Annotated in this window: 27 protein-coding genes; 26 read left to right on the top strand and 1 reads right to left on the bottom strand. The window is 34.4% G+C overall.

Going from position 1 to position 24,379, the window contains the following annotated elements:
* Positions 1–57: 57 nt before the first annotated feature.
* Together mqnE and JJQ98_RS01740 are read left to right on the top strand one after the other, a co-directional pair.
* Entirely contained in the window at positions 58–1,131 is a 1,074-nt protein-coding gene (gene mqnE / locus JJQ98_RS01745) for an aminofutalosine synthase MqnE (protein ID WP_060661063.1), read from the top strand.
* A 1-nt stretch (position 1,132) separates the two neighbouring features.
* Positions 1,133–1,591 (top strand): phosphoribosyltransferase, encoded by a 459-nt coding sequence (locus JJQ98_RS01740; RefSeq protein ID WP_054194811.1) that lies wholly within the window; start codon positions 1,133–1,135, stop codon positions 1,589–1,591.
* A 2-nt stretch (positions 1,592–1,593) separates the two neighbouring features.
* Here JJQ98_RS01740 and fur read toward each other — a convergent pair whose 3' ends face one another.
* Entirely contained in the window at positions 1,594–2,049 is a 456-nt protein-coding gene (gene fur, locus JJQ98_RS01735) for a ferric iron uptake transcriptional regulator (protein WP_005020800.1), read from the bottom strand.
* A gap of 185 nt (positions 2,050–2,234) precedes the next feature.
* Here fur and JJQ98_RS01730 point away from each other — a divergent pair, with 185 nt between their 5' ends.
* The 24 genes from JJQ98_RS01730 (at position 2,235) to nuoK (ending at position 24,377) form a co-directional block, all read left to right on the top strand.
* Positions 2,235–2,540 (top strand): DUF2325 domain-containing protein, encoded by a 306-nt coding sequence (locus JJQ98_RS01730; protein WP_040499564.1) that lies wholly within the window; start codon positions 2,235–2,237, stop codon positions 2,538–2,540.
* 87 nt (positions 2,541–2,627) lie between these two features.
* Entirely contained in the window at positions 2,628–3,320 is a 693-nt protein-coding gene (locus JJQ98_RS01725) for a response regulator transcription factor (RefSeq protein ID WP_005020802.1), read from the top strand.
* A gap of 98 nt (positions 3,321–3,418) precedes the next feature.
* Positions 3,419–5,353 carry a transglycosylase domain-containing protein gene (locus tag JJQ98_RS01720; protein ID WP_060661064.1) on the top strand — a complete coding sequence of 645 codons (1,935 nt, stop codon included), beginning with the start codon at positions 3,419–3,421 and terminating at the stop codon, positions 5,351–5,353.
* Positions 5,353–7,056, top strand: a complete 1,704-nt coding sequence (locus JJQ98_RS01715) for an ABC transporter ATP-binding protein (RefSeq protein ID WP_151104660.1) — start codon at positions 5,353–5,355, stop codon at positions 7,054–7,056. Before JJQ98_RS01720 ends, JJQ98_RS01715 begins: the two co-directional genes overlap by 1 nt.
* Before the next feature lie 58 nt (positions 7,057–7,114).
* Positions 7,115–8,074 carry a chemotaxis protein gene (locus JJQ98_RS01710; RefSeq protein WP_005020807.1) on the top strand — a complete coding sequence of 320 codons (960 nt, stop codon included), beginning with the start codon at positions 7,115–7,117 and terminating at the stop codon, positions 8,072–8,074.
* 194 nt (positions 8,075–8,268) lie between these two features.
* Positions 8,269–11,055, top strand: coding sequence for a nitrate reductase catalytic subunit NapA (gene napA / locus JJQ98_RS01705; protein ID WP_151104659.1), 2,787 nt, complete (start codon positions 8,269–8,271; stop codon positions 11,053–11,055).
* Positions 11,056–11,060: 5 nt separating this feature from the next.
* A complete protein-coding gene (gene napG / locus JJQ98_RS01700; protein WP_104719143.1) occupies positions 11,061–11,834 on the top strand; it encodes a ferredoxin-type protein NapG in 774 nt (257 codons plus the stop codon).
* Positions 11,834–12,634, top strand: a complete 801-nt coding sequence (gene napH / locus JJQ98_RS01695; RefSeq protein ID WP_151104658.1) for a quinol dehydrogenase ferredoxin subunit NapH — start codon at positions 11,834–11,836, stop codon at positions 12,632–12,634. The genes napG and napH overlap by 1 nt, the downstream gene beginning before the upstream one ends.
* A 1-nt stretch (position 12,635) precedes the next feature.
* Positions 12,636–13,160 carry a nitrate reductase cytochrome c-type subunit gene (locus JJQ98_RS01690; protein WP_005020814.1) on the top strand — a complete coding sequence of 175 codons (525 nt, stop codon included), beginning with the start codon at positions 12,636–12,638 and terminating at the stop codon, positions 13,158–13,160.
* Complete coding sequence (locus JJQ98_RS01685; RefSeq protein ID WP_054194817.1) at positions 13,157–13,672, top strand: 4Fe-4S binding protein; 516 nt, start codon at positions 13,157–13,159, stop codon at positions 13,670–13,672. The genes JJQ98_RS01690 and JJQ98_RS01685 overlap by 4 nt, the downstream gene beginning before the upstream one ends.
* A complete protein-coding gene (locus JJQ98_RS01680; RefSeq protein ID WP_151104657.1) occupies positions 13,665–14,621 on the top strand; it encodes a WD40 repeat domain-containing protein in 957 nt (318 codons plus the stop codon). The genes JJQ98_RS01685 and JJQ98_RS01680 overlap by 8 nt, the downstream gene beginning before the upstream one ends.
* An 11-nt stretch (positions 14,622–14,632) precedes the next feature.
* Positions 14,633–15,019 (top strand): chaperone NapD, encoded by a 387-nt coding sequence (locus JJQ98_RS01675; protein WP_104745349.1) that lies wholly within the window; start codon positions 14,633–14,635, stop codon positions 15,017–15,019.
* Positions 15,020–15,065: 46 nt separating this feature from the next.
* Positions 15,066–15,362 carry a hypothetical protein gene (locus tag JJQ98_RS01670; protein WP_054194820.1) on the top strand — a complete coding sequence of 99 codons (297 nt, stop codon included), beginning with the start codon at positions 15,066–15,068 and terminating at the stop codon, positions 15,360–15,362.
* Between the two features lie 123 nt (positions 15,363–15,485).
* Positions 15,486–15,875, top strand: coding sequence for an NAD(P)H-quinone oxidoreductase subunit 3 (locus JJQ98_RS01665; protein WP_005020822.1), 390 nt, complete (start codon positions 15,486–15,488; stop codon positions 15,873–15,875).
* Positions 15,857–16,366 (top strand): NuoB/complex I 20 kDa subunit family protein, encoded by a 510-nt coding sequence (locus JJQ98_RS01660; RefSeq protein ID WP_054194821.1) that lies wholly within the window; start codon positions 15,857–15,859, stop codon positions 16,364–16,366. The genes JJQ98_RS01665 and JJQ98_RS01660 overlap by 19 nt, the downstream gene beginning before the upstream one ends.
* A 9-nt stretch (positions 16,367–16,375) precedes the next feature.
* Entirely contained in the window at positions 16,376–17,176 is an 801-nt protein-coding gene (locus JJQ98_RS01655; protein WP_151104656.1) for an NADH-quinone oxidoreductase subunit C, read from the top strand.
* Between the two features lies 1 nt (position 17,177).
* Positions 17,178–18,407 (top strand): NADH dehydrogenase (quinone) subunit D, encoded by a 1,230-nt coding sequence (nuoD, locus tag JJQ98_RS01650; RefSeq protein ID WP_054197665.1) that lies wholly within the window; start codon positions 17,178–17,180, stop codon positions 18,405–18,407.
* Positions 18,404–18,634 (top strand): NADH-ubiquinone oxidoreductase subunit E family protein, encoded by a 231-nt coding sequence (locus JJQ98_RS01645; protein ID WP_005020830.1) that lies wholly within the window; start codon positions 18,404–18,406, stop codon positions 18,632–18,634. Before nuoD ends, JJQ98_RS01645 begins: the two co-directional genes overlap by 4 nt.
* A 1-nt stretch (position 18,635) precedes the next feature.
* Entirely contained in the window at positions 18,636–19,466 is an 831-nt protein-coding gene (locus tag JJQ98_RS01640) for a hypothetical protein (RefSeq protein WP_151104655.1), read from the top strand.
* Positions 19,466–21,916 (top strand): NADH-quinone oxidoreductase subunit G, encoded by a 2,451-nt coding sequence (locus JJQ98_RS01635; protein ID WP_151104654.1) that lies wholly within the window; start codon positions 19,466–19,468, stop codon positions 21,914–21,916. The genes JJQ98_RS01640 and JJQ98_RS01635 overlap by 1 nt, the downstream gene beginning before the upstream one ends.
* Positions 21,913–22,911 carry an NADH-quinone oxidoreductase subunit NuoH gene (gene nuoH, locus JJQ98_RS01630; protein ID WP_065826791.1) on the top strand — a complete coding sequence of 333 codons (999 nt, stop codon included), beginning with the start codon at positions 21,913–21,915 and terminating at the stop codon, positions 22,909–22,911. Before JJQ98_RS01635 ends, nuoH begins: the two co-directional genes overlap by 4 nt.
* Positions 22,908–23,522, top strand: coding sequence for an NADH-quinone oxidoreductase subunit NuoI (nuoI, locus tag JJQ98_RS01625; protein ID WP_005020834.1), 615 nt, complete (start codon positions 22,908–22,910; stop codon positions 23,520–23,522). Before nuoH ends, nuoI begins: the two co-directional genes overlap by 4 nt.
* Positions 23,515–24,078, top strand: coding sequence for an NADH-quinone oxidoreductase subunit J (locus JJQ98_RS01620; protein ID WP_151104653.1), 564 nt, complete (start codon positions 23,515–23,517; stop codon positions 24,076–24,078). The genes nuoI and JJQ98_RS01620 overlap by 8 nt, the downstream gene beginning before the upstream one ends.
* A complete protein-coding gene (nuoK, locus tag JJQ98_RS01615) occupies positions 24,075–24,377 on the top strand; it encodes an NADH-quinone oxidoreductase subunit NuoK (protein WP_054197669.1) in 303 nt (100 codons plus the stop codon). Before JJQ98_RS01620 ends, nuoK begins: the two co-directional genes overlap by 4 nt.
* The last annotated feature ends 2 nt before the right edge of the window (positions 24,378–24,379 follow it).

The raw sequence follows: 24,379 nt of genomic DNA, 5'->3' as shown, positions 1-24,379 counted from the left end.
AAGCTTTTATTTTTTATAATATGTAACAAACTATCAATGATATTTATAAGGCTTTTGATGAGTAAAAATGAAATAGATATGAATGATATTTTAAATCCTAATGAAGCTATAAAGCTTTATGAGTTGGATATTTTCACTCTTGGCAAGATGGCAGATGAGATTCGACAAAGATATTTTGGAAAGAAGGTTTTTTTCAACTCAAATCGCCATTTAAATCCCACTAATGAGTGTGCGGATATTTGTAAATTTTGTGGCTTTTCTGCACATAGAAAAAATCCTAATCCTTATACTTTCACTCAAGAGGAAGCATTAATTCAAGCACAAAAAGCAGTGGAAATGGGTGCTTTGGAGATTCACATTGTAGGGGCACACAATCCTAAGCTAGATTTGCAATGGTATTTGGAACTTTTTAGGGAGCTTAAAGCAAGGTATCCTCAAGTTTCATTAAAGGCGCTCACAGCAGCAGAAGTGAATTTTCTTTCTAAAATCTCTAATAAACCTTATCAAGAAGTATTAGAACTTATGGCACAAAATGGGGTAGATTCAATGCCCGGTGGAGGGGCGGAGATTTTTAATGAAAAAATAAGGGAATATATTTGTAAGGGCAAAGTGGATTCTAAGCGTTGGCTAGAGATTCATGGGTATTGGCATTCTTTGGGTAAAAAATCTAATGCAACAATGCTTTTTGGGCATATTGAAAGTAGAGAACATAGGATTGAGCATTTGTTAAGATTATATGAACAGCAAGAAAAAAGCGGAGGATTTAACGCCTTTATTCCATTGGTATATCAAAAGGAAAATAATTTTTTGAAAGTTGAGAATTTTCCTAGTGGGCAAGAGATTCTAAAAACCATTGCAATTAGTCGAATCTTGCTTTCTAATATTCCGCATATTAAGGCATATTGGGCGACTTTGGGCTTGAATCTTGCTATGGTTGCACAAGAGTTTGGTGCAGATGATATAGATGGAACAATTCAAAAAGAGGCAATTCAGAGTGCATCAGGCAGTAAAAGTGCCAATGGAATCTCAAAAGATGAGTTGGTAGCACAGATTTGTGATGCTGGTTTTATCCCAGTAGAGCGGGATAGTTTATATAATGAAATAAAAGTCTATCAAACAAAAGGGAGATAATATGCAATATTATAGTTATGAAACTTTCAAAGAAGATATTAAAGAATTGGTTTTAAAAATTGATTTCAATCCAGATGGAATTGTCGCTATTTCAAGAGGTGGATTGACAATGGCACATTTTTTGGGAATTGCTTTGGATTTGAGAATGGTATATAGCATTAATGCATCATCATTTTTTAACAAAGTTCAGCAAGAAATTCGCATTTCTAATGTCCCAGAATTAAATGGAAATCAAAGAGTGTTGATAGTTGATGAGATTGTCGATAGTGGGACAAGTATGGCAAAAGTAAAAAATATTTTGCAAGAAATTAATTCTAATATTGATTTTAAAACAGCTTCTATTTTTTATAAACCAACAGCGACTTTTAAGCCGGATTATTTTTTGCGTGAAACAGGGGATTGGGTAGATTTCTTTTGGGAAGTAGATATTGTAAAGGAAATTAGAGAAAGGAAACTCTAATTTTATTTTGTTTTTGCAAGGCAAGATTCACAGACAACATACAAAAGCATATCGTGTCCTACAAGCTTTGCTTTGTAAGAATGTGTAACCTCTACTTGCAATTTTTCAATCTCTTCATTGCAAAATTCTTCGATTTTACCACATTCTACGCAAATGATATGGTCATGGTGCAATCCACTGGCAATTTCATAACGTTTGCCGCTTTTGTCAATTTCAAGAGATTTTACAAAACCTTCTTTTTCTAAGAACGATAAGATTCTATAAATAGAAGATATGCTGGCATTTTTACAGGTTTTTTTGATAGATACAAAAATATCTTCTGGGCTTAGATGACCTCCATCCTCATAAATTGCCTTTAAAATATATTCTCTTTGCTTAGAATTTTTGAGGTTGTTTTTTTTGATAGAGAGATGCAATCTATCCAAAATGGTTTTGAGAGATTCTTTGTATTTTTTCATAATAGTCATATCCTTTGTTATGGGTAGTTAGGAATCTATCCTTTAGATTGTAAGGATTATAGCAGAATATGATAATTAAAGCAAAAATAAAATGAGAATTATTTTTATATTATATTAAGTTAATATTAATTATCATTTTGATTATAAAATCATTTAAAATATTTCATTTATTTATGGAGGATAATATGTCTGTTTTAGTTATTGGGGGAGATGAGATTACTCCTATTGAAGCAGTTTTGAAGAATCTTGGTTGTGAAGAGGTTACCCATTGGGACGCAAGAAGAGAGAGTGTAAATCATCGTGGTATTCCAAAAAATATTGCTTGTTTGGTTATGCTTACTAATTTTTTAAATCACAATACAATGAAAAAATTTAAAAATGAAGCAAAGAAAAAAGATATTCCTGTGATTTGCACAAAAAGAAGTGTGAGTTGTCTATATTGTGAATTTATGAAAATTTTTGGAAAAAATTGTAATTCTTGTAAAAATTAAAGTGAATTTTAAAGGCTCTTTTATTATAATTCCTAGACACTCTTGATTATAAAAAATATATTTAGTTCGTAGTTTAAGGAAGAAACAATGTCGCCAGATTTGTTAGAGCCATTGGGCAATCTTACAATTTTAATTGTAGAGGATGATGAAGTTGCGTTAGAATCGCTGAAAGTTGCTTTGGAGAGAAGATGTCGCAAGATATTGGCAGCCAAAGATGGAGATGAGGGATTAAAGTTCTTTAAAAATAATGCAGTAGATATTGTTATTACTGATATTAATTTGGGAAGTAAAACTGATGGGCTTTCTATGGTGAAATCTATTCGCCGGATTAATCCAAATGTTCCTGTGATTTTTATGACAGCCTATAGTGATGATGAAAAGATTTCTCAAATGATAGCATTAAATGCAGTTTCATTAATCAAAAAAGAAGTCGATTTAGAAGAATTATTTGTTTTGCTTTTGAGCATTAATAAGCAGCTCCATAAAGAACATATGGTTGATTTAGGGAGGGGAGTTTTTTATAGAAAACGCGATAAAGTTATCGTAAAGGGCTATGCTATTTTTGAACTTACTGATAGGGAAAGTCAGATATTAGAACTTCTTATCAAAGCAGATGGTTATCCTATTACTTATGAGGAATTTCGCAGAAAGATTTGGAAAAATAATTCAATGACAATGGATTCTTTGCGTATGCATATCAATAACATTCGTCGTAAAACTTATTATGAACTGATTAAGAATCATTCAAGATTGGGTTATAAAATTCAAAAATCATCTTAAAGATAATTATTTGGAAATAGGGTAAATATATAATGCAAACTTTCCTTTAATATTTATATGTTAAAATTTTTGCATTTATTTTTTTATTCAGGCTATTTATGAAAGTTGCTTTAAGAATCTTTTTTGCTGTATGTGTTGTTTTTGTTTTGGCGATTATTATTTTAATCTCTCAATTATATTTAGAGATACACGATGATACTGATAAAATCGTGCATTATAATCCCCCATTGACAACGCAGATTTTTGATAGAAAAGAGCGACTAATTGCAAATTTGTTTGATAAAGAATTCCGCTTTTATGCAAAATTTAATGAGATTCCACCGCGTATTATTGAAGCATTGTTAGCAATTGAGGATACTTTGTTTTTTGAGCATCCCGGTGTAAATTTAGATGCCATTATGCGTGCAATGTTGAAAAATATCAAAAATGCAAGTTATGTGGAGGGTGGTAGCACAATCACTCAACAATTGATTAAAAATGTCGCATTAACTAGAGATAAGACTATTGAGCGGAAATTAAAAGAAGCACTTTTGGCATTACAATTAGAAACAATCTTGAGCAAAGAAGAGATTTTAGAGCGTTATTTGAATCATACTTATTTTGGTCATGGTTTTTATGGGATAAAAACAGCCTCTCAAGGCTATTTTAAAAAAGATATGCAAGAATTAACTCTTAAAGAAATTGCTATGCTTGTTTCTTTGCCTAGAGCACCAAGCTTCTATGATCCTACAAAAAATTATGATTTTTCTTTAGCAAGGGCAAATAATGTATTGCAAAGAATGGAGGAATTAGGGTGGATTACCAAAGAACAATTACAAGAAGGTGTAGCAGAAACTCCAAAAGTTTATGATGAGACACTCACGCAAAATGTTTCTCCCTATGTGGTAGATGAGGTGCAAAGACAATTAAAGAATATTGAAGATTTAAAAACTGGTGGTTATAAAATCTATTTAAATATTGATTTAGACTATCAAGAGATGGCGCAAGAATCTTTGTATTTTGGGTATGAACAGATTTTATCGCGCCATAAAAATGATGAAGATATGCAGGCAAAACTTAATGGTGCTTTTGTGGTTTTGGAAAATCATACAGGGAATATTCTTGCATTAGTAGGGGGAGTGGATTATAAAAAGAGTAATTTTAATCGAGCTACACAAAGTAAAAGGCAAATTGGAAGTAGCGTCAAGCCATTTTTGTATTTGAGTGCGATTAATTCTGGGCTTGGGCAAAATTATGAGATTCCAGATGTTACGCGGACATACGAGTATAAGGTTGAAGGTGAAGAAAAAAAATGGCAACCCAAAAATTATACGCCCATAATTAATGGATTTGTAACACTCAAAGAGGCTTTGAGGCGTTCTTTGAATCTTGCAACAATTAATTTGGTTGAGGAAGTTGGTTTTGATAGAATCTATCAAGGGCTTTTGGGATATGGATTTAGCAATATGCCAAAAGATTTAACAATTTCTTTGGGGAGTTTTGGTGCTTCTCCTTTGGAAATGGCTAAAAATTTTATGATCTTTTCAAATTATGGCAAAGTAATAGAACCACGATTGTTTGATAGAATGGTTGATAATCAAGGTAATATTACTTATTTTGACACTCAATCTAAGGATTTAGCACAACCACAACAAAGTTTTTTGTTGGTAGATATGATGAGAGGTGTTGTGCAAAATGGAAGTGGGAGAAGAGCTAAGGTAAATGGAATTGAATTGGCAGGCAAAACAGGAACAACTAATGAAAATGTTGATGCTTGGTTTTGCGGGTTTTCTCCGAGCATAGAGGCAATAGTGTGGTATGGCAAAGATGATAACACTCCAATGGGTAGTGGAGAATCAGGCGGGATAGCTCCAGCATCAGCTTTTTCATATTTTTTTGAAAAAATTTTGACGATAGATCCGGGAATGCAGAGGAAATTTAATATTCCTCAAGGCGTGCACAGTAAAATTATCAAAGGGGAGACATTTTATTATACCGACAAATCTCCTCTTGAAAATAGCTCAAGCAATATTCAAGAAGGAATCATTTTCTAATGAAAGAATTTTTTAAAAGATTTTATCCTTATATTCGGGAATATAAGCTTTATTTTTTTTATGCAATCATTGGTACTATTTTGGTAGCGGGTGCAAGTAGTGCTAGTGCTTATTTGGTGAAGCCTGTGTTAGATGATATTTTTATTAAAAAAGATGTTGCGATGTTGCAAATATTGCCTTTTTTGGTGGTGTTGGCTTATTTCTCAAAAGGGCTTGGAGCGTATATTCAAACTTATTATATGAATTTTGTCGGTCAAGATATTGTGAGGCGTTTAAAGGATATTTTATTAAATAAAATATTGACTTTTGAGATGGAGTTTTTTAATCGTTATCGTAATGGAGAATTGATTTCTAGAATCACTGGGGATATTGGAGCAGTGCAGGGGGCAGTTTCTAATTATTTTATTGAAGGGATTCGCGAGGGATTGACAATTGTTGGGCTTGTTGGTGTGGTGATTTATCAAAGTCCAGAATTAGCCTTCTATGGACTTATTGTAATGCCACTAGCTTTATATCCTATTAGTTTAATTGCTAGGAAAATGCGTAAAGCTTCTAAGAAAATGCAAGAAAAGGGTGCAGATCTTTCTTCAAAATTGATTGAAATTTTTAATAATATTGAGCTTATTAAAGCAAGTAGTGGTGAAAAAATGGAAAAAGATGAGTTTTCTCGACAAAATAAAGAATTATTTAGATTGTCTATGAAAACAGTGCGTGTTTCTGAGCTAACCTCTCCGCTTATGGAAACTCTAGGTGCTATTGCTATTGCAGTTGTGATTATTATTGGTGGGCATAAAGTGATTGATGGAGAGATTACAACGGGCGCCTTTTTTTCTTTTGTGACAGCTCTTTTTATGCTTTATACTCCTTTTAAGAAGGTAAGCAGTCTTTATGCAAAGATTCAAATCGCTTTTGCCGCAGGAGATAGAATCTTTGAAATGCTTGATAGAAAGGCAAAAATCAATGATGGGGAGATTAGATTAACACAAGAAGTTAAAAAGATTGTTTTTAAAGATGTGGATTTGTTTTATGGAGATAAACAAGCTCTTAGTCAAATAAATATGCAAATTAATAAAGGTGAGAGTATTGCATTAGTAGGGAGTAGTGGAGGTGGAAAAAGCTCTCTTGTGAATTTGCTATTGAGGCTTTATGAGCCAAATAGGGGAAGTGTTGAGATTAATGGTCAAAATATTAAAGATTTCACGCAAGAGAGTTTGAGAGCTAAGGTTGCAATTGTTACGCAGAGGATTTTTATTTTTAATGATAGTATCGCAAGAAATATTGCTTATGGAAGTGAGATAGATGAAAAAAGAATCAAAGAATCTCTTCATAGAGCAAGAATATTGGAGTATGTAGAATCTTTGCCTGATGGTATCCATACGATTTTGGAGGAATTTGGAGCAAATTTGAGTGGAGGGCAGAGGCAGAGAATTGCTATTGCAAGAGCTTTGTATAAGAATCCAGAAATTTTGATTTTAGATGAAGCCACAAGTGCGCTTGATAATAAAACTGAAGAGGAATTTAGAGATGCTTTAAAGGAGGTTATAAAAGATAGAATTGTTATTATTATTGCACATAGATTTTCTACTGTCTCATTAGCTAGTAAGATTTATTTTTTTCAAAATGGCAAGATAGTGGCTGGAGGGACACAACAAGAATTGATGGAAAAAAGTGAATCTTTTAGGGATTATTATAAAAACATCTAATTTTATTATTCTAAAAAGTATGTTATAATTTAGATAAATTTTAATTTAAGGCTCCAAAATGTCAAATTTGTCCAATGTTGACCAAATAACCAATTTACATAGAAATAATGAATTGCAATTGCTTTGTTTTAGGCTGGAAAAAGATAAAGATTTGTATGCGGTGAATGTTTTTAAAATACGCGAAGTAGTTAAATATCGCGGAGAGATTACTATTGTTTCACATGAGGGAAGCTCTTTGGTAGAGGGGTTAATTACAATTAGAGAATTAACAATTCCGCTCATTGATTTAAAGAAGTGGTTTTATTATGATTCAAGAGACAAAACAAAAGATCTTGAACCTTATGGGATTAAAAGAAATCCCGGTGAAGATGAAGTAATCATGATTTGTGAATTTTCTAAATGGACTGTGGGTGTTAGGATTTATGAAGCAGATAGAATCTTAAATAAAAAATGGACGGAGATTGAGCAGAGCGCGGGTATTGGTAATTCTGGTTTAAATAGCAAATTGGTAAGTAGAACGCGTTATTTTGATGGGCGTTTGGTGCAAGTGGTTGATATTGAAAAAATGCTTGTAGATGTTTTCCCATGGATTGAAGATGAGAAAAATGAAGAAATCGATAAAATTAAGCAAATTGTTACTAACAATGAAGTTTTATTGGCAGATGATTCTCCAAGTGTAATTAAAACTATGCAGAATATTCTTAATAAATTAGGGGTAAATTATCGCACATTTGTCAATGGGCAAAAATTGCTAGATTATATTTTTGCAGAAGATACCGATATTTCAAAGATTGGAATTGTGATTACGGATTTGGAAATGCCAGAAGCAAGTGGATTTGAAGTGATTAAACAAATCAAATCAAATCCGCTAACTGCTAAAATACCAGTGGTGGTGAATTCTTCTATGAGTGGAAGCAGCAATGAAGATATGGCGCGCTCTTTGAATGCAGATGAGTTTATCTCAAAGTCTAATCCTATTGAAGTAGAAGATGCTCTAAGGCGTTTTATGATTAAATAGAGCAATCTATTTCTTCTTCTCTTTTTTCTTTTTTATTATAACTTTTTATTATCTTTAAAATTTTACAAATGTCCTTAAATACGATATTGGGCAAAGTATCTAAAAATATATATTGATTTATGTCAATTCTTTTATTTTTGGAGAGTGTTATACTTCCTTCGCATTTAAATGCTACTAGAATTTAGGAGGTATATATGGCACAAACTAGACGCGAGTTTCTAAAGACGGCTGCTGCTGTTAGTGCAGCAAGTGTAGCTGGTATTGCAGTTCCGCCGCCACAAGCTTTAATGGCAAAAGAAGCAGAAGAATCTTGGAAGTGGGATAAAGCAGTTTGTAGATTCTGTGGAACAGGTTGTGGAATTATGGTTGCCACCAAAGATGGACAGATTGTCGCAGTTAAGGGAGATCCTGCAGCACCTGTTAATCGTGGTTTGAATTGTATTAAGGGTTATTTTAATGCAAAGATTATGTATGGACAAGATAGATTAACTCAGCCTTTGTTACGCGTTAATGCAAAAGGAGAATTTGATAAAAATGGTAGATTCCAACCTGTGAGTTGGCAAAAAGCCTTTGATGTGATGGCTGAAAAATTTAAAGAAGCTTATAATGAGCTTGGACCAACGGGGATTGGCGTGTTTGGTTCTGGGCAATATACGATTCAAGAGGGTTATGCCTCTGTAAAACTAATTAAGGGAGGTTTTAGAAGTAATAATATTGATCCAAATGCAAGGCATTGTATGGCAAGTGCAGTAGTTGGATTTATGGAGACTTTTGGGATTGATGAACCTGCTGGATGTTATGATGATATTGAGCTTACAGATACGATTGTAACTTGGGGAGCTAATATGGCAGAAATGCACCCGATTCTTTGGGCAAGAGTTACAGATAGAAAGCTTTCTAATGCTGATAAAGTTCGTGTTGTTAATCTTACTCCATATTCTAATAGAACTTCAGATTTGGCAGATACAGAAATTGTTTTTGCACCGCATACAGATTTGGCAATTTGGAATTATATTGCACGAGAGATTGTTTATAATCATCCAGAATCTATTGATTGGGATTTTGTTAAAAATAATTGTATTTTTACAACAGGATTTGTAGATATTGGCTATGGTATGAGGACAAATATTAAACATGCAAAATACAATCCCAAAGAGTTGGATACAGCTGCAAAAGAAAAATCCAAAGTGCTAAGTGTAAATGAGGGAGTTACTCTGCGTTATTTGGGTATGAAAGCTGGCGATGTAATGGAAAATAAACATGCCGCAGAAGCAGGAAATCATTGGGAAATTTCTTTTGAAGACTTTAAAGCAGCCCTTGAGCCTTACACACTTGATTTTGTTGCAAAAATTGCCAAAGGAGATTCACAAGAAAGTTTGGATTCTTTTAAAGAAAAATTAAAAACTTTGGCAAGTTATTATATTGACAAAAATAGAAAAATTGTAAGTTTTTGGACAATGGGTATGAATCAACATACAAGAGGGACTTGGGTAAATGAACAAAGCTATATGGTGCATATGCTTTTGGGCAAACAGGCAAAACCCGGAAATGGAGCATTTTCTCTAACTGGGCAACCTAGTGCTTGTGGAACAGCAAGAGAAGTGGGGACATTTTCTCACAGATTGCCTGCGGATATGGTTGTAGGCAATAAGGCTCATAGAGAGATTACAGAGAAAATTTGGAAGATTCCAAATGGCACGCTTAATCCTCAAATTGGTGCGCATTTTATGCAGATTATGAGAGATTTAGAAGATGGTAAAATCAAATGGGCATGGGTGCATGTTAATAATCCTTGGCAAAATACTGCAAATGCAAACCATTGGATTAAAGCAGCTAGGGAAATGGATAATTTTATAGTGGTTTCAGACGCATACCCCGGAATTAGTGCAAAAGTAGCAGATTTGATTTTGCCTGTTGCGATGATTTATGAGAAATGGGGTGCTTATGGAAATGCCGAGAGACGCACACAGCATTGGAAGCAACAAGTATTGCCACAAGGGAATGCGATGAGTGATACTTGGCAAATTGTAGAATTTTCAAAGCGTTTCAAACTTAAAGAAGTGTGGGGAGAGAAGAAAATCAATGATAAGCTCACACTCCCAAGTGTATTAGATGAAGCCAAAGCTATGGGATATAATGAAGATACTACGCTTTTTGAAGTTTTATATGCAAACAAAGAAGCACAAAGCTATAAAACAGAGGATAAAATGCTAAAAGATTCTTTGAATTCTGAAGTATTTGGAGATCAAAGAGAAGTGGTAGGAAGCGATGGGGAAATTTTTAGAGGTTATGGATTCTTCATACAAAAATATCTATGGGAGGAATATAGGAAATTTGGCGTTGGACATGGTCATGATTTAGCTGATTTTGATACTTATCATAGGGTTAGAGGATTGAGATGGCCGGTAGTTGATGGCAAAGAGACACAATGGAGATTTAATAGCAAATATGATTATTATGCTAGAAAAGCTAATAATGGAGATTTTGCATTTTATGGCTCATTTGGAAAAGAATTGCCACGAGGGGATTTGAAGTCGCCTAAAACAAGTGAAAAATATTCACTCAAAAATAAAGCAAAAATATTCTTCCGTCCTTATATGGATCCACCAGAAATGCCAAATGAAGAATATCCATTTTGGTTAAGCACGGGGCGTGTATTAGAGCATTGGCATAGTGGAACAATGACAATGAGGGTCCCAGAACTTTATCGTGCTGTACCAGAAGCTTTGTGTTATATGAATCCACAAGATGGAGAGAAATTAGGTGTACAGCAAAATGATGTAGTGTGGGTTGAATCAAGACGCGGAAAAGTTAAGGCTAGAGTGGATATGCGAGGTAGGAATCGTCCTCCTTTGGGGTTGGTGTATGTGCCTTGGTTTGATGAAAAGGTGTATATCAACAAAGTTTGTCTTGATGCAACTTGTCCGATCTCTAAGCAAACTGATTTCAAAAAGTGTGCAGTCAAAGTTTATAAGGCATAACATCAATGGATAATAAGAATCCAAGAAGAAGTTTTCTTATTCATACAACACAAGCAATTGCAATGACTTTAATGGGTGGATTAGTTTGGAGTGCTTTTTTAAAAGAAAGCAAAGCGAATCCCCTAATTCTTAGACCTCCCGGGGCTTTGAGGGAGGAAGAATTTTTGAAGTATTGTATTAAGTGTGGTTTGTGTGTAGAAGCATGTCCTTTTGATACATTAAAGCTAGCAAGTGCAGGGAGTGGGAAACCTATTGGGACTCCTTATTTTATCCCTCGTGAAGTGCCTTGTGAAATGTGTCCAGATATTCCTTGTGTTCCTATATGCCCCACAAAAGCACTGGATGTGGAATTGGTGCAAAGTAATGGAATTATGGATATTAATAAAGCACAAATGGGTGTTGCAATTGTGGATAAGGAGCATTGCATAGCTTATTGGGGAATTGCTTGTGATGCGTGTTATCGTGCTTGTCCTTTGATGGGGGAAGCCATTAAGCTTGAGCTAAAACGCAATGAGAGAACAGGTAAGCATTCTTATTTGTTGCCGGTTGTAGAGAGTGAGGTTTGCACAGGATGTGGAAAGTGTGAAAAAGCCTGTGTGACGCAAAAGGCGGCAATTATTGTAATGCCAAGAAATGTAGTTTTAGGAGAGGTTGGCACAAATTACATTAAAGGTTGGGATATGCAAGATGAGCAGAGATTAGAGGATGTAAAACTCCGCAACATAGAAAATAATAATTTGCAAGAAGTGCAAGATTATCTCAATGATGGAGAATTATAATGATTTTTAAATATCGTTTTTTGATAATGAGGCGAATTGTCCAAATAGGATTATTGTGCTTATATTGTTTGGGGAATTATGCTGGAATTAAGATTTTGCAAGGGAATCTTAGTGCTTCATTATTTTTAGAAACCATTCCGCTTAGCGATCCTTTTGCACTTTTGCAAAACTTTTTTAGTGGAGCTTTAGTTGGATTAAATGCGTTGGTGGGTGGTTTGATTATTTTAATGTTTTATGGAGTGTTTGCAGGGAGAGCTTTTTGTTCTTATGTTTGTCCTATGAATCTTGTTGTGGATTTGGCAAATTTCTTGCATAGGATTCTAAAAATTAATTATACCCCTATCTCTCTTAATAAAAATATTAGATATGTGGTTTTAATTTTGGCTTTGATTCTATCAAGCCTTTTTGGAATGGCAGCTTTTGAGGCAATAAGTCCTATAGCAATGATACACAGAGGAATTGTCTTTGGCATGGGTTTTGGAATCTTTGCAGTGCTTTTGGTGTTTTTGCTAGATTTGTTTGTTGTCAAAAATGGATTTTGTGGCTATTTGTGCCCTCTTGGTGCTTTTTATTCTCTTGTAGGCAAATTTGCTTTTTTGAAAATAAAATATGATTTGAATGTTTGCACGCATTGTATGAAGTGTAAAGTAATTTGTCCAGAGAAGCAAGTTTTGGGATTAATTGGAAAAGAGAGTGGAGAAGTAATAAGTGGAGAATGCACTCGTTGTGGTAGATGCGTAGAAGTTTGTGGGGATAATGCCCTTGGATTTAATCTTTTGGATTTTACAAAAAGGAAGTAAAATGAAATTTGGAACTATATTGGTAGCAGGGGTTAGCACTCTTGCTTTGATTCTTGTAAGTTGTAAGAGTATTCAGAGTTATTCCTCTGAAGAGATTGGTTTAAGAAAAACAACGCTTTTTAATGAAGAAGCGGAAATAAAAGCATATGATTATACGGGTAAAACCGCAGGTGAATCGACTTTGATTGAGAGGTCTTTTGAAAATGCTCCTCCTATGATTTCGCATAATCTTGATGGTATGTTGCCTATTACTCGAGATAATAATGCTTGCACGAGTTGCCATTTACCAGAAATTGCAGAGGCAGTAGCAGCTACTCCTATGCCAAAATCACATTTTTATAATTTTAGAGAAAATAAAAATTTAGATGGGCAAATGGATGAGAATCGCTTTAATTGTGTAATTTGCCATACAACTCAAGTAGATGCACCACCTCTTGTAGGGAATAATTTTAAAGCAGATTTTCGTCAAGAAGAAGGTAGCAGCAAATCAAATTTGCTTGATGTTATCAATGAGGGCGTTGAGTGATAGAGAAGCGTCGAGACTTTTTTAATTTTCTATTGGGGAATGGAAAGCAGAAAAAAACTTCTTTTTTTCCATTGCCTCCATATAATGCAGATAGATCTCTTTTTGAGAAATTTTGTATGGAATGTCAAAAATATTGTATTAGAGCTTGTGACAAAGTATGTCAAAAAGGGATTTTAAGGGATTATAATGGCATACCAACTGTGGATTTTGATATTGATGGTTGCAAATTATGTGGAGAATGTGCCAAAGAATGCCCTCATGGAGTATTAAAAGAAGACAATAAGAGCAATTGGAATTTTGTGGTTAGTATTGATGAATTAAGGTGTTTGGGGTATCAAAAAACAATGTGTTATACCTGCAAAGAAGTGTGTCAAGGGGTGCTTGGGAATCAAAAGGCAATAGAGTTTGTTGGTGTTTTTTATCCTATAATCAATGAAAATTGCATTGGATGTGGATTTTGCGTAAGGGTATGTCCGACAAAAGCCATCATAATAAAGGAAAAAAATGTTTAGAATAATTGGGGTGTTTTTGTTGTTTTTGGGAAGTGTTTTTGGTTTAGAGCCTTCTTATCAGCTGAAATTGGAAAATAATATTATTGATGTAAATTATGTAGAAAATAGATTGTTGGTTGGAACAGATTTTGGTGAAGTGATAGAGGTGAAACTTGAAAAAGAATTTGAAAATATTACCAAAAAAGTAGTGCTAAAATTGCCTGATATTAGTAATTTTTTTGGTGATTTTTATCCTCCAAAAGTATTTTCTGTGGATTTTTTGGAGGGTAGATTGCTTGTTAATAGCGAAGGGAGTGAAGGGACAAAGAATCTTTTTGTTTTCAAAGAGCAGTTAGAAAAGCTACCAATTGCTCTAAATATCAAGAAAGCTGCCTTTGTAGATAAAGATAAGATTTTTTTGGGATTGATGAGTAATGAAATTTTGCTTTATGATTTGAAGGATTCTAAGATACTTTACCAAAAACAGCTATCAGAAGCGACTTTTTCGGATTTTACATTAAGTGAAGATAAAGAATATTTTTTGGTTTCTTGTGAATCTGGGATTTTGTATTATGGTAAGACTTTGAATGGGGAAATATTGAAAGAATTTAGCGGACTAAACAAAGACAATGTTTATGAAGCCAAAATGGGATTCCAAGGGAGCGATATTGTTATTATTGCTGCTGGGCAAGATAGGAAGGTTGGTGTATATTTTGGCAATAGAATGCAAGATTATACAAAAGAAGCGGATTTTTTGGTTTATAGTGTGGGGTTGAGTTTAGATGGTAAAATTGGTGCTTATATGAAAAATGAGATGAGCGATATTGCTGTTTTTGAGATTAATGGCGGCAAAGAAATGGCGATTTTAAAAGGGCATAAAAATTTATTAAATAGTATTATTTTTATCGATGATAAGAATATTGTGAGTGCAGAAGATGGAAAAAATATTTTATTTTGGAAATTACCTTAAAGGGGGAAAATATGCAAGAAAAAAATCTTAATGTTTCAAGTTTGATTGTAATGTGTAAGCCAGAGGATATTGCAAGGTTGTGGGAGGAAATTGAAAAAATACCAAATGCACAATGCCATTATAGTGATGAAAATGGGAAAATTGTTGTTACTCTTGAAACTGAGAGTATTGATGAGGAGATTTGCTTATTGAGGCAAATTGAGAAATTGCAAGGAGTGGTTTTGGCACAGATGATTTATGCTTATCATAATGCAGAATTAGAGATATTGCAAGAAAATATCCAAAGACAAGATGCAGTGCCAGAAGTCTTAAAAAATAATAAAGTAAAAGCCGAGGAAATAGGCTATAATGGAGATGTGCAGGGAAAATTGGATAATATTTTAAAAAATGTTTTGTAAAATTGAAATTTGCTATAATTAAAATATTTTTTAAAATGGAGATAAAATGGCAAAGGAAAAAATTAAAATTTCTGGTGGCGCTTCTGGAATTATAGCGGTTATTTTAACATTATTGTTTGGGTTTATTGGAGCGTTTTTTAGTTGGTGGTTGATTGCAAGGTGGAATATTTTGAAGAGTTTTTTATATTCTTTTGTATTTTTCTTGGCATTTTTGGTAAGTGTGTTATTGTGTGTTATTTTTGTTGGTTACATTTTGATACCCATTGTTTGGATAGTAATGATAATAATGGTTTATCAAGCGTGTTCAAAGTCTCAAATTGAAGTTGCAGAAATAGAAAGATAATTTGCAAATTGTCTTTTTGGAAAATAAAATTTTTCTTATTGTTTTTGATTAATTCTTGTTTTTTAAGAAAACTACGCTAATATTTACATAGATAATATTCAATTTATTGAGAAAGGGATTTATATGTCTCATATTGATGTAGCACATCCTTATTTTGGCGTTTTTGCGATTTTTATTTTTACCTTTGTGGCATTTTTTGGGACAACTTTATTGTCTCGCTTTGTTGGCAAAACATTGGCAAACAAAAATACACAAAAATTAAAATTATCGCCCTATGAGTGCGGTTTGGCTCCTACAAAACAGCCTAATCGAATCTCTTCACAATTTTATTTAATGGCTTTATTGTTTATTTTATTTGATATTGAAATTATTTTTATGTTTCCATGGGCAGTTGATTTTAAGATTCTTGGATTTTTTGGATTTATTGAAATGGTATTATTTGTATTGTTATTGACAATTGGTTTTATTTATGCGTGGAGAAAAGGGGCATTACAATGGCAGAGCATGAAGTAAAATATTTAAAAAATGCAGGATTACCGATTGCTTTAACAAGTGTAGATAAGTTAATTAATTGGGGGAGAAGTAATTCACTTTGGGCAATGACTTATGGGCTAGCTTGTTGTGCGATTGAAATGATGGCAACGGGTGCTTCTAGGTATGATTTTGATAGATTTGGGACAATTTTTAGGGCATCTCCGCGTCAAAGTGATGTGATGATTATTGCAGGAACGGTGACAAAAAAACACGCACAATTTGTAAGGCGACTTTATGATCAAATGCCAGAACCTAAATGGGTGATTTCAATGGGGAGTTGTGCTAATACAGGTGGAATGTTTAACACCTATGCCACTGTGCAGGGGGTAGATAGAATTATTCCTGTGGATATTTATTTACCCGGTTGTTCCCCAAGACCGGAGACTTTGCAATATGCTTTAATGGTTTTGCAGCAAAAAATTAGAAAAGAGAAAGCCAACCGCAAAAATATCCCAAAACGATTAGTTTAGAGGTGTTAGATGAGAGAATATAAACCAAAAACCAACACGCAAAAACAAGTTTATTACAAAGATAGATTTTATGTGCCTCCAAAGATTCCAAAAGAAATAGTGGTAGATGATATTTTGCTAGGAGATTTAGAACAATTAAGCCAAAAATGCTTTGTGGTTGAATCTTATATGCAATGTGGGACTTTGATAATCTGGGTAAAAAAAGAAGATATTTATTCTTGTTTGGAGGAATTAAAAGGGCTTAGTTATGATGTTTTAACAGAAATGAGTGCGATGGATTATTTGGAGAAAAGAGGAGGATTTGAGATTTTTTATCAACTTCTTTCGATGGGCAAAAAAAGGCGTATTCGAGTAAAAACTTTTTTGAAAAAAGAAGAGCAGATTCAATCTGTGAGTATGCTTTTTAGTAGTGCAAATTGGAGCGAAAGGGAGATGTATGATATGTTTGGGATTTTGCCACAAAATCATCCTTATCCCAAAAGAATCTTAATGCCTGATGATTGGGTTGGGCATCCGCTTTTGAAAAGTTATCCACTTCAAGGCGATGAAGCAGCACAATGGTATGAAGTGGATACGATTTTTGGTGAAGAATATCGAGAAGTTATCGGCAAAGAGCAAAGAGATTCTGCGCGAGTAGATAGATATGATACGACAAGATTTTCAAGACTTGGATATGAAGTGGGTTATGGAGAAATGATTGAGGAAGGGCAAGAAAAAGAAAAGCCAATTGTTTATCAAGAAGAGAATGGGGTGCTTTTTGTATCCAAAATGAAACCAGAAAATGCAAAACAATTAGACAAAAGGAAATAAAATGCAACAACCTAATAAATTGATGCCCTTTTATGAAAATATTGCATTTGATAGAATCAATGATAATGCAATGGTGCTGAATTTTGGACCACAGCATCCGAGTGCTCATGGGCAGTTGCGTTTGATTTTGGAATTAGAGGGCGAGAAAGTCCTTAAGGCTACTCCTGATATTGGATATTTGCACCGCGGTATGGAAAAGATGGCAGAAAATATGATTTATAATGAGTTTTTGCCAACCACAGATAGAATGGATTATATTGCAGCAAGCTCTAATAATTATGCTTTTGCTTTGGGGGTTGAGAGACTTTTGGGGGTAGAAGTTCCGCGTAGAGCACAAGTCATACGCACAATGCTTTTGGAATTAAATCGTATCATTTCGCATTTATTTTGGCTAGCTACTCATGCTTTGGATGTAGGGGCGATGAGTATTTTTCTTTATTGTTTTAGAGAAAGAGAGTTTGGGATTGATTTAATTGAGGATTATTGCGGGGCAAGGCTGACGCATTCTAGCATTAGAATCGGCGGTGTTCCGCTAGATTTGCCACAAGATTGGTGTGAGAAGTTAAAGGCTTATTTGGATTCTTTGCCTAAGCAGATTGAATTGTATGAAGGGATTTTGAGCGAGAATCGAATATGGAGAATGCGATTAGAAAATGTAGGGGTAATTAGTCCAGAAATGGCAAAGAGTTGGGGGCTTAGTGGGGTAATGCTGCGAGGAAGCGGAATAGAGTGGGATATACGCAAAGAAGAGCCTTATGAGCTATATGGTGAATTAGATTTTGATGTGCCTGTGAGTTATAGCAATGATAGCTATGGACGCTATTTGCTTTATATGGAGGAAATGCGACAAAGCATTAGAATCTTATACCAACTCATTGAGAAATACAAGGATACAGATTCTTTGATAATGTGCGAAGATGGGCGTTATTTTTCTGCACCCAAAGAGCAAATTATGACACAAAATTATTCTTTAATGCAACATTTTGTGCTTGTAACACAAGGAATGCGTCCGCCTGTGGGTGAAGTGTATGTGCCAACAGAATCCCCAAAAGGCGAGCTTGGATTTTTTATCCGCTCTGAAGGTGAGCCTTATCCTTATCGCGTGAAAATGCGGACTCCAAGCTTCTTTCATACGGGGGTTTTGCAAGATCTATTACCCGGGCATTATTTGGCGGATGTGGTTACAATTATCGGAAATACAAACATTGTGTTTGGGGAGATTGATAGATGAAGCGATTTGATTTGAGGCATTTGAAAAACGATTTTGGAGGGCGTTTGGAGGAAATTTTGCAAACACAATTACAAAAGGGAGAAGTTGGGATTTTTTTGTTTGAAGTGATAGATTTTGAGAATGTCCAAAAAAGTGCAGATATTGTAGAGAAAAGCGGAAATGAGTTGTTAAATTCTTTGCGATTTAATGAAGTGGATTGGACAATTGTTGTAAGAAAGGTTGCCTAAAATGGAAAAGCAAGAATTTTTAGAAATCTATTGCAAAAATGGAGGGATTATCACACCTTTAGAAAGTTATTTAAAAAAAGATGATAAAACGCAGTCAATTTTGCTTTTTGGTGGCTTTATTCAAGAATTTTTAGAAAAGATTCCACATTTAAAAAATCAAAATAATGTTTTTTTGCTAAGTCCTCTTAATTTTAATCCTGCGCCAAATATAAGACAATTTTTGTATGAAGTTGGGTGTGAAGAAGTGGTGCTTGCACTTTTGGCTGAATCTTTGTTAAAGCAAGATGATATACAAGAGAAACAATGGATAAAAGATCTTGATGTGGGTTATCTTGCATCTGAAGTTAATTTTTCTGAAGAAGAGATTATGGCGATATCTCAAAGTTTTGTGGAGAGTACTAAAGGTGTTTTGATAATTGGCAAAGATATTTATGGGCATAAAAGAGCTAGTAATATTGCAAAGATTCTTGGATTGCTAGCAAAAAATCCAAAAATAGAGATAGTATTTTTAGATGAAGTTTGGGTGCAAGCAGTAGAGCAAATAGAAGAGATTGCTAAATTGGGAGAAATAGATAATTTTGATGGATTGGTGGCTTATGTGCATTGTAATGAAGGATTGGAATATCCTATTTTGCAGGCTTCTAGGCAGTTTGCATTGGTTGGGAAAATTGCAAATGGGGATACAATAGAGATAGAATTTGCAAATCAAAAAATCAAAGCTAATTTTTGTGAGCAACAAGAAATTAAAGGAATGGTTGGAATCTTGTGGTTATCTAAACAAGAAAACATTGGTTTTTGTTACCAAAAAATTAGGGTAAATAGGATTTCATAATGGGAATGGTTAAAATAAAAATTGATGGTTGTGAGATATTTTGCAAAGAAGGCGAGAGCATTTTAAATGCTGCTAGAGCAAATGATATTTTTATTCCTGCAATTTGCTACCTTTCTTGTTGTTCTCCCACATTGGCTTGCAAAATGTGTATGGTGGAGGCTGATGGCAAAAGAGTGTATGCTTGTAATGCTAAAGTCAAAGATGGAATGGAAGTGATTGTTAATACCATAGAGATAGAGCAAGAAAGATATGCAATTATGCAAGCTTATAATGTGAATCACCCATTGCAATGTGGAGTGTGTGATAAAAGTGGTGAGTGCGAGTTGCAAAATTATACCCATTATGTGGGCATAAAAGAGCAAAAATATGCTTTAAGAGATGATTATAAGGCGCTTAACCATTGGGGCAAAACTGCTTATGATCCTAATTTGTGTATCGTGTGTGAGAGATGCGTAACTCTTTGTAAAGATAAAATAGGTAAATCACATATTAAAGCCATTAAATTTGATGGTCAATTGCCTAATAAAGAATATAAAGAAAGTATGCCAAAAGATGCTTTTAGTGTTTGGACGAAGTTTAAAAAGTCGCTAATTGGTGTAAGCGGTGAGGGAGATTGTAAGGATTGTGGAGAGTGTGCAAGTGTGTGTCCTGTAGGTGCTTTGGGTATCGCACATTTTCAGTATAAATCTAATGCTTGGGAGTTAGAGAAAATTCCTAGCACTTGTGTGCATTGTGGGAATGGCTGTGCTTTGACTTATGAGATAAAGCAAGAAGGAATCTCGGGAGATAAAAGAAAAATTTATCGGGTTGTTAGTGATTGGAATTTTGCAACATTATGTCCAGCAGGTCGATTGGTTTTTGATGAAAATCATCAAGGAATTACAAAAGATAAAGAAGCATTTAATGCAGCAATTGCAGCTTTTAAAGAAGCAGATAGTATTCATTTTGCAGGAAATATAACAAATGAAGAGGCAATGATATTGCAAAAATTGAAACAAAAATACGGCTACCATTTGGTGTGCGATGAAGTGTGGGGCTTTCAGCAATTTATACAAGAATTTTCAAAAGGAGGCAGTTTAGGCAAAGCCACTCAAAAAGAAATCACGCAAAGCACTTTTGTAATGTGTTTTGGTGGAGCTATGAGCTATGATATGCCAGTGGTTACACATAGTATCAATAATGCAATGAAGCAAAATAAAGGTGCAATTTTGGCGTATTTTCACACAATGGAAGATTGCGTGGCAAAAGAGTTTGTTAAACCTGCAAATTTGATTGAAGCCTATTATAAGCCAGATAGCGAAGAGGCTTTTGCACTTTTGTTGGCTAGTGTTTGTATAGCCAAAGAAAATATGCCGCTTGCTTTGAAGAATCAAATTGAAAAATATGAAAGAAAAATTACAAAAGAGATTCCAAAAGAAGTGAAAAGTATCGTTGAGATTCCACAAATCGATGAAAATGGTAATGAGGTGTTAATCAAAAAAGAAGAAATCAAGCAAGTTTTAGAACAAGTTGAAGAATTATCTAGTGATCTTATAGAGTATTGTGTAAAAGATTCTACTTTAGAGCTAGAGAATCTAAAACGCACAATAAGCATTTCAAAGAATCCTATTTTGGTGGTTGGATTTGATATTTATAGAGCAAAAAATGCAAAAAATATTGCAAGAATTTTGGCTTGTATTGAAATGCATTCAGAGGTTAAAATCTTGCTTTTACCATCAACAACAAATGCACTTGGGATTTCTTTGCTATGCGATTTAGAGCAAGCAAGCAAAGGATATAGTATCGGATATAATGCAAAAGGGGATTTTACAATAGGGGTTGAAGATAATAATGTATTGATAATGCCTTATCTAAGAGAGCAGGAGGGGACTTTTGTAAATGTGGATAAGCGAGTGGTGCCAATTTCTCCAGCGATTCCTTATAAAGGATATGAACTCAATGATATTGCAAAAGAGCTTGGGTTGCAGCTAGAAAATACTATTGATTATACATTAGAACTTCCGCTTCAAAAAGGTTTTAAAAGCGTAGAATATGATAATTTGGGCTATGGATTTTTAAATGATGGAACCGAGATTAGAGGGTATTTGCTAGAGCCACTTTTAGTGCAAGAAGAGGTTGAGGTTGAAGGGGTGGAATTAGAGGAGCTAAAAGCTTATAATCTTTATGCAAGAAATGCTATGGCACATTTTTCTAAAGAGACTTTAAATTCACAATATTTAGATTCTAAAAATGGCTTGCAAATGTCGGAGAAACTTGCTAAAAAGCTTGGTTTAGAATCAGGTGATTGTGTGGAGATTGATTTTGGGGATTCTAAGGTTTTGCAAAGGGAGGTTACCATTGATAATGAAATGGAGGGAGATATTGCAGCACTTGGAGTGTGTGGTTTGGAAGAGTTTGAATATTTCCCTAATAGTCGCTATCAGAAAGTGCAGTTAAAGGCAATAAAATGATTGGATTTATAATAGAAACACTCATTAAGGTTATTTTGGTTGTTTTAATATTTTCAGCATTGGCTGGATTTGCCACTTATATAGAGCGTAAAATGTTGGCTTTTTTTCAAAGAAGGCTTGGACCGATGGTTGTGGGACCTTTTGGGGTTTTGCAAATTTTGGCTGATGGAATTAAGCTTTTTACTAAAGAGGATATTGTCCCAAGTGGTGCAAATAGATTGATTTTTAGAATCGCACCAGTGATTACTGCGGCAACTGCCTTTATTGCGATGGCACCCATTCCATTTTTTCCGGAGTTTGAAATTTTTGGTAGAGTAGTGCAGCCTATTATTGCAGATATCAATGTCGGAATTTTGTTTGTGCTTGGGGTTGGTGCTGCTGGGCTTTATGGTCCTTTATTAGCTGGGATTAGTGCAAATAGTAAATACTCGCTTTTGGGGGCTGCAAGAACGGCTATTCAACTTTTGAGTTTTGAGGTGGTTTCTGGATTGTCTCTTTTGGCTCCGATTATGCTTGTAGGCTCTTTATCGTTGATTGATATTAATAATTATCAAAATGGAAGTATTACAAATTGGCTTATATTTTCTCAACCTTTGGCATTTGTTTTGTTTTTGTTTGCTGGATATGCAGAGCTTAATCGAACACCTTTTGATTTATTGGAGCATGAAGCAGAAGTAGTTGCAGGATATGCAACAGAATATGCAGGAATGCGATGGGGAATGTTTTTTATTGGCGAATATGCTAATATGATTTCGCTTTCATTTGTAATTTCTTTGCTTTTTTTAGGAGGGTTTAATCCGCTTTGGTTTATTCCTGGTGGTATTGCGATTTTGCTTAAAGTGATGTTTTTTATTTTTTTGTTTATGTGGGCTAGGGCGGCATATCCACATATTAGACCTGATCAACTTATGGGGTTGTGTTGGAAAGTGTTATTTCCATTGGCTCTTTTAAATATTGTAATTACGGGAGTGGTGGTGCTTGGAGGTGAAATGTGAGAAGATATATTAAATTAGCTGACAAATTGCCAAATTTAAGTAATTCTCAAAAATTTATTAGTTTTTGGAATCGTGCCTTAAAAGGTGAATTATTTGTGGGGTTGTGGTTGGTTTTAAAGGAATTTTGTAAAGCTCAAATTCACACAGTGCAATATCCTTTGGAGAAGCTTCCATTAAGTCCTAGATATAGGGCTGTGCATGAATTAAAAAGGCTTTTAGAAAGTGGAAATGAGCGGTGTATTGGTTGTGGGCTTTGTGAGAAAATTTGCGTTTCAAATTGTATTCGTATGGAAACTGGGTATGGAGAAGATAAGCGTAAAAAGGTTTTTGAATATACAATTAATTTTGGACGATGTATTTATTGTGGATTGTGTGCAGAGGTTTGCCCCGAGCTTGCTATTGTCCATGGGAAGCGTTATGAAAACGCAAGCGAGCAAAGAGCTTCCTTTTCTTTAAAAGAAGATATGCTGACACCTATGGATAAGGTTTTAAAGGGAGGGGATAGCGAGTTTGAGGGAGTAGGTAGTGTGAGTGTAGATGCGGATTTAAAAATCAAAGCAACTCCACTAGAATATTGCAAAAAACAAGAACAAGAGGTGGAAAATGTTTGAGGCGATTGCATTTTATACTTTTAGTGCTTTGACGCTAGCTATGTTTTTGATTGTAGTAACCACTAAAAATATTCTTTATGCTTTGAGTGCTTTAGCAGCTGGAATGATTTTTGTATCGGGGTTTTTCTTTTTGCTTGGGGCAGAATTTTTGGGAGTGGTGCAAATTGTCGTTTATACGGGTGCCGTAATTGCTCTTTATGCCTTTGCGATGATGTTTTTTGATGCACAGAAATTACAAAATGAAAGGATTGAGAATCCAAAACTTTTGTTTTTACTTGTAGGGCTTGGAGCATTGCTTTTAGTATTGATTGTGGTTGCTCCTATTATTGCACAAAATATCTCTCAGATTTCACCACAGATTCCTGTTAAAGAAGGGGTGGGAAATGTCCAAATGGTGGGATATGTGCTTTTTACTAAATTCTTAATTCCTTTTGAAATTGCAGCAATTATGCTATTGGTTGCAATGATTGCTGGAATCATCTTGGCAGGCAAGGGAATGCGATATTCTTTGACTTTGGGAGAAAGTGAAGAAAATCAAGTAAAGGATAAAAAATGATTGGGTTAAATCATTATTTGATTGTTTCTGCTTTAATGTTTGTAGTGGGTGCTTTTGGGATGTTGCGACGCAAGAATCTTTTGATGTTATTTTTTTCTACCGAGATACTTTTGAGCTCTGTTAATGTAGGGCTTGTAGCAGTTGGATATTATTTAGGAGATTTAAATGGGCAACTTTTTGCATTTTTTATTTTGGCGGTTGCTGCAAGTGAAGTCGCAGTTGGAGTTGGGTTGTTGATTGCTTGGTATAAAAAGTATCATACGCTAGATTTAGATGCTCTACAAATTATGAAAGGCTAGAG

Source organism: Helicobacter pullorum NCTC 12824, assembly GCF_017979475.1.
Classification (GTDB): Bacteria; Campylobacterota; Campylobacteria; order Campylobacterales; family Helicobacteraceae; genus Helicobacter_D; species Helicobacter_D pullorum.
The sequence above is the reverse complement of the archived record's forward strand: the minus strand, read 5'-3'. Positions and strand labels throughout refer to the sequence as shown.

Excerpts from the sequence above, each read along its gene's own strand:
- JJQ98_RS01680 (WP_151104657.1), top strand. The coding sequence starts at position 13,665 with ATGTTTAGAATAATTGGGGTGTTTTTGTTGTTTTTGGGAAGTGTTTTT.
- JJQ98_RS01620 (WP_151104653.1), top strand. The coding sequence starts at position 23,515 with ATGTTTGAGGCGATTGCATTTTATACTTTTAGTGCTTTGACGCTAGCT.
- napH (WP_151104658.1), top strand. The coding sequence starts at position 11,834 with ATGATTTTTAAATATCGTTTTTTGATAATGAGGCGAATTGTCCAAATA.
- JJQ98_RS01655 (WP_151104656.1), top strand. The coding sequence starts at position 16,376 with ATGAGAGAATATAAACCAAAAACCAACACGCAAAAACAAGTTTATTAC.
- JJQ98_RS01690 (WP_005020814.1), top strand. The coding sequence starts at position 12,636 with ATGAAATTTGGAACTATATTGGTAGCAGGGGTTAGCACTCTTGCTTTG.
- JJQ98_RS01670 (WP_054194820.1), top strand. The coding sequence starts at position 15,066 with ATGGCAAAGGAAAAAATTAAAATTTCTGGTGGCGCTTCTGGAATTATA.
- nuoH (WP_065826791.1), top strand. The coding sequence starts at position 21,913 with ATGATTGGATTTATAATAGAAACACTCATTAAGGTTATTTTGGTTGTT.
- JJQ98_RS01635 (WP_151104654.1), top strand. The coding sequence starts at position 19,466 with ATGGGAATGGTTAAAATAAAAATTGATGGTTGTGAGATATTTTGCAAA.
- nuoK (WP_054197669.1), top strand. The coding sequence starts at position 24,075 with ATGATTGGGTTAAATCATTATTTGATTGTTTCTGCTTTAATGTTTGTA.
- JJQ98_RS01715 (WP_151104660.1), top strand. The coding sequence starts at position 5,353 with ATGAAAGAATTTTTTAAAAGATTTTATCCTTATATTCGGGAATATAAG.
- JJQ98_RS01640 (WP_151104655.1), top strand. The coding sequence starts at position 18,636 with ATGGAAAAGCAAGAATTTTTAGAAATCTATTGCAAAAATGGAGGGATT.
- JJQ98_RS01730 (WP_040499564.1), top strand. The coding sequence starts at position 2,235 with ATGTCTGTTTTAGTTATTGGGGGAGATGAGATTACTCCTATTGAAGCA.
- napG (WP_104719143.1), top strand. The coding sequence starts at position 11,061 with ATGGATAATAAGAATCCAAGAAGAAGTTTTCTTATTCATACAACACAA.
- JJQ98_RS01665 (WP_005020822.1), top strand. The coding sequence starts at position 15,486 with ATGTCTCATATTGATGTAGCACATCCTTATTTTGGCGTTTTTGCGATT.
- JJQ98_RS01740 (WP_054194811.1), top strand. The coding sequence starts at position 1,133 with ATGCAATATTATAGTTATGAAACTTTCAAAGAAGATATTAAAGAATTG.
- fur (WP_005020800.1), bottom strand. The coding sequence starts at position 2,049 with ATGAAAAAATACAAAGAATCTCTCAAAACCATTTTGGATAGATTGCAT.
- JJQ98_RS01725 (WP_005020802.1), top strand. The coding sequence starts at position 2,628 with ATGTCGCCAGATTTGTTAGAGCCATTGGGCAATCTTACAATTTTAATT.
- mqnE (WP_060661063.1), top strand. The coding sequence starts at position 58 with ATGAGTAAAAATGAAATAGATATGAATGATATTTTAAATCCTAATGAA.
- JJQ98_RS01710 (WP_005020807.1), top strand. The coding sequence starts at position 7,115 with ATGTCAAATTTGTCCAATGTTGACCAAATAACCAATTTACATAGAAAT.
- JJQ98_RS01660 (WP_054194821.1), top strand. The coding sequence starts at position 15,857 with ATGGCAGAGCATGAAGTAAAATATTTAAAAAATGCAGGATTACCGATT.
- JJQ98_RS01675 (WP_104745349.1), top strand. The coding sequence starts at position 14,633 with ATGCAAGAAAAAAATCTTAATGTTTCAAGTTTGATTGTAATGTGTAAG.
- nuoD (WP_054197665.1), top strand. The coding sequence starts at position 17,178 with ATGCAACAACCTAATAAATTGATGCCCTTTTATGAAAATATTGCATTT.
- napA (WP_151104659.1), top strand. The coding sequence starts at position 8,269 with ATGGCACAAACTAGACGCGAGTTTCTAAAGACGGCTGCTGCTGTTAGT.
- JJQ98_RS01720 (WP_060661064.1), top strand. The coding sequence starts at position 3,419 with ATGAAAGTTGCTTTAAGAATCTTTTTTGCTGTATGTGTTGTTTTTGTT.
- JJQ98_RS01645 (WP_005020830.1), top strand. The coding sequence starts at position 18,404 with ATGAAGCGATTTGATTTGAGGCATTTGAAAAACGATTTTGGAGGGCGT.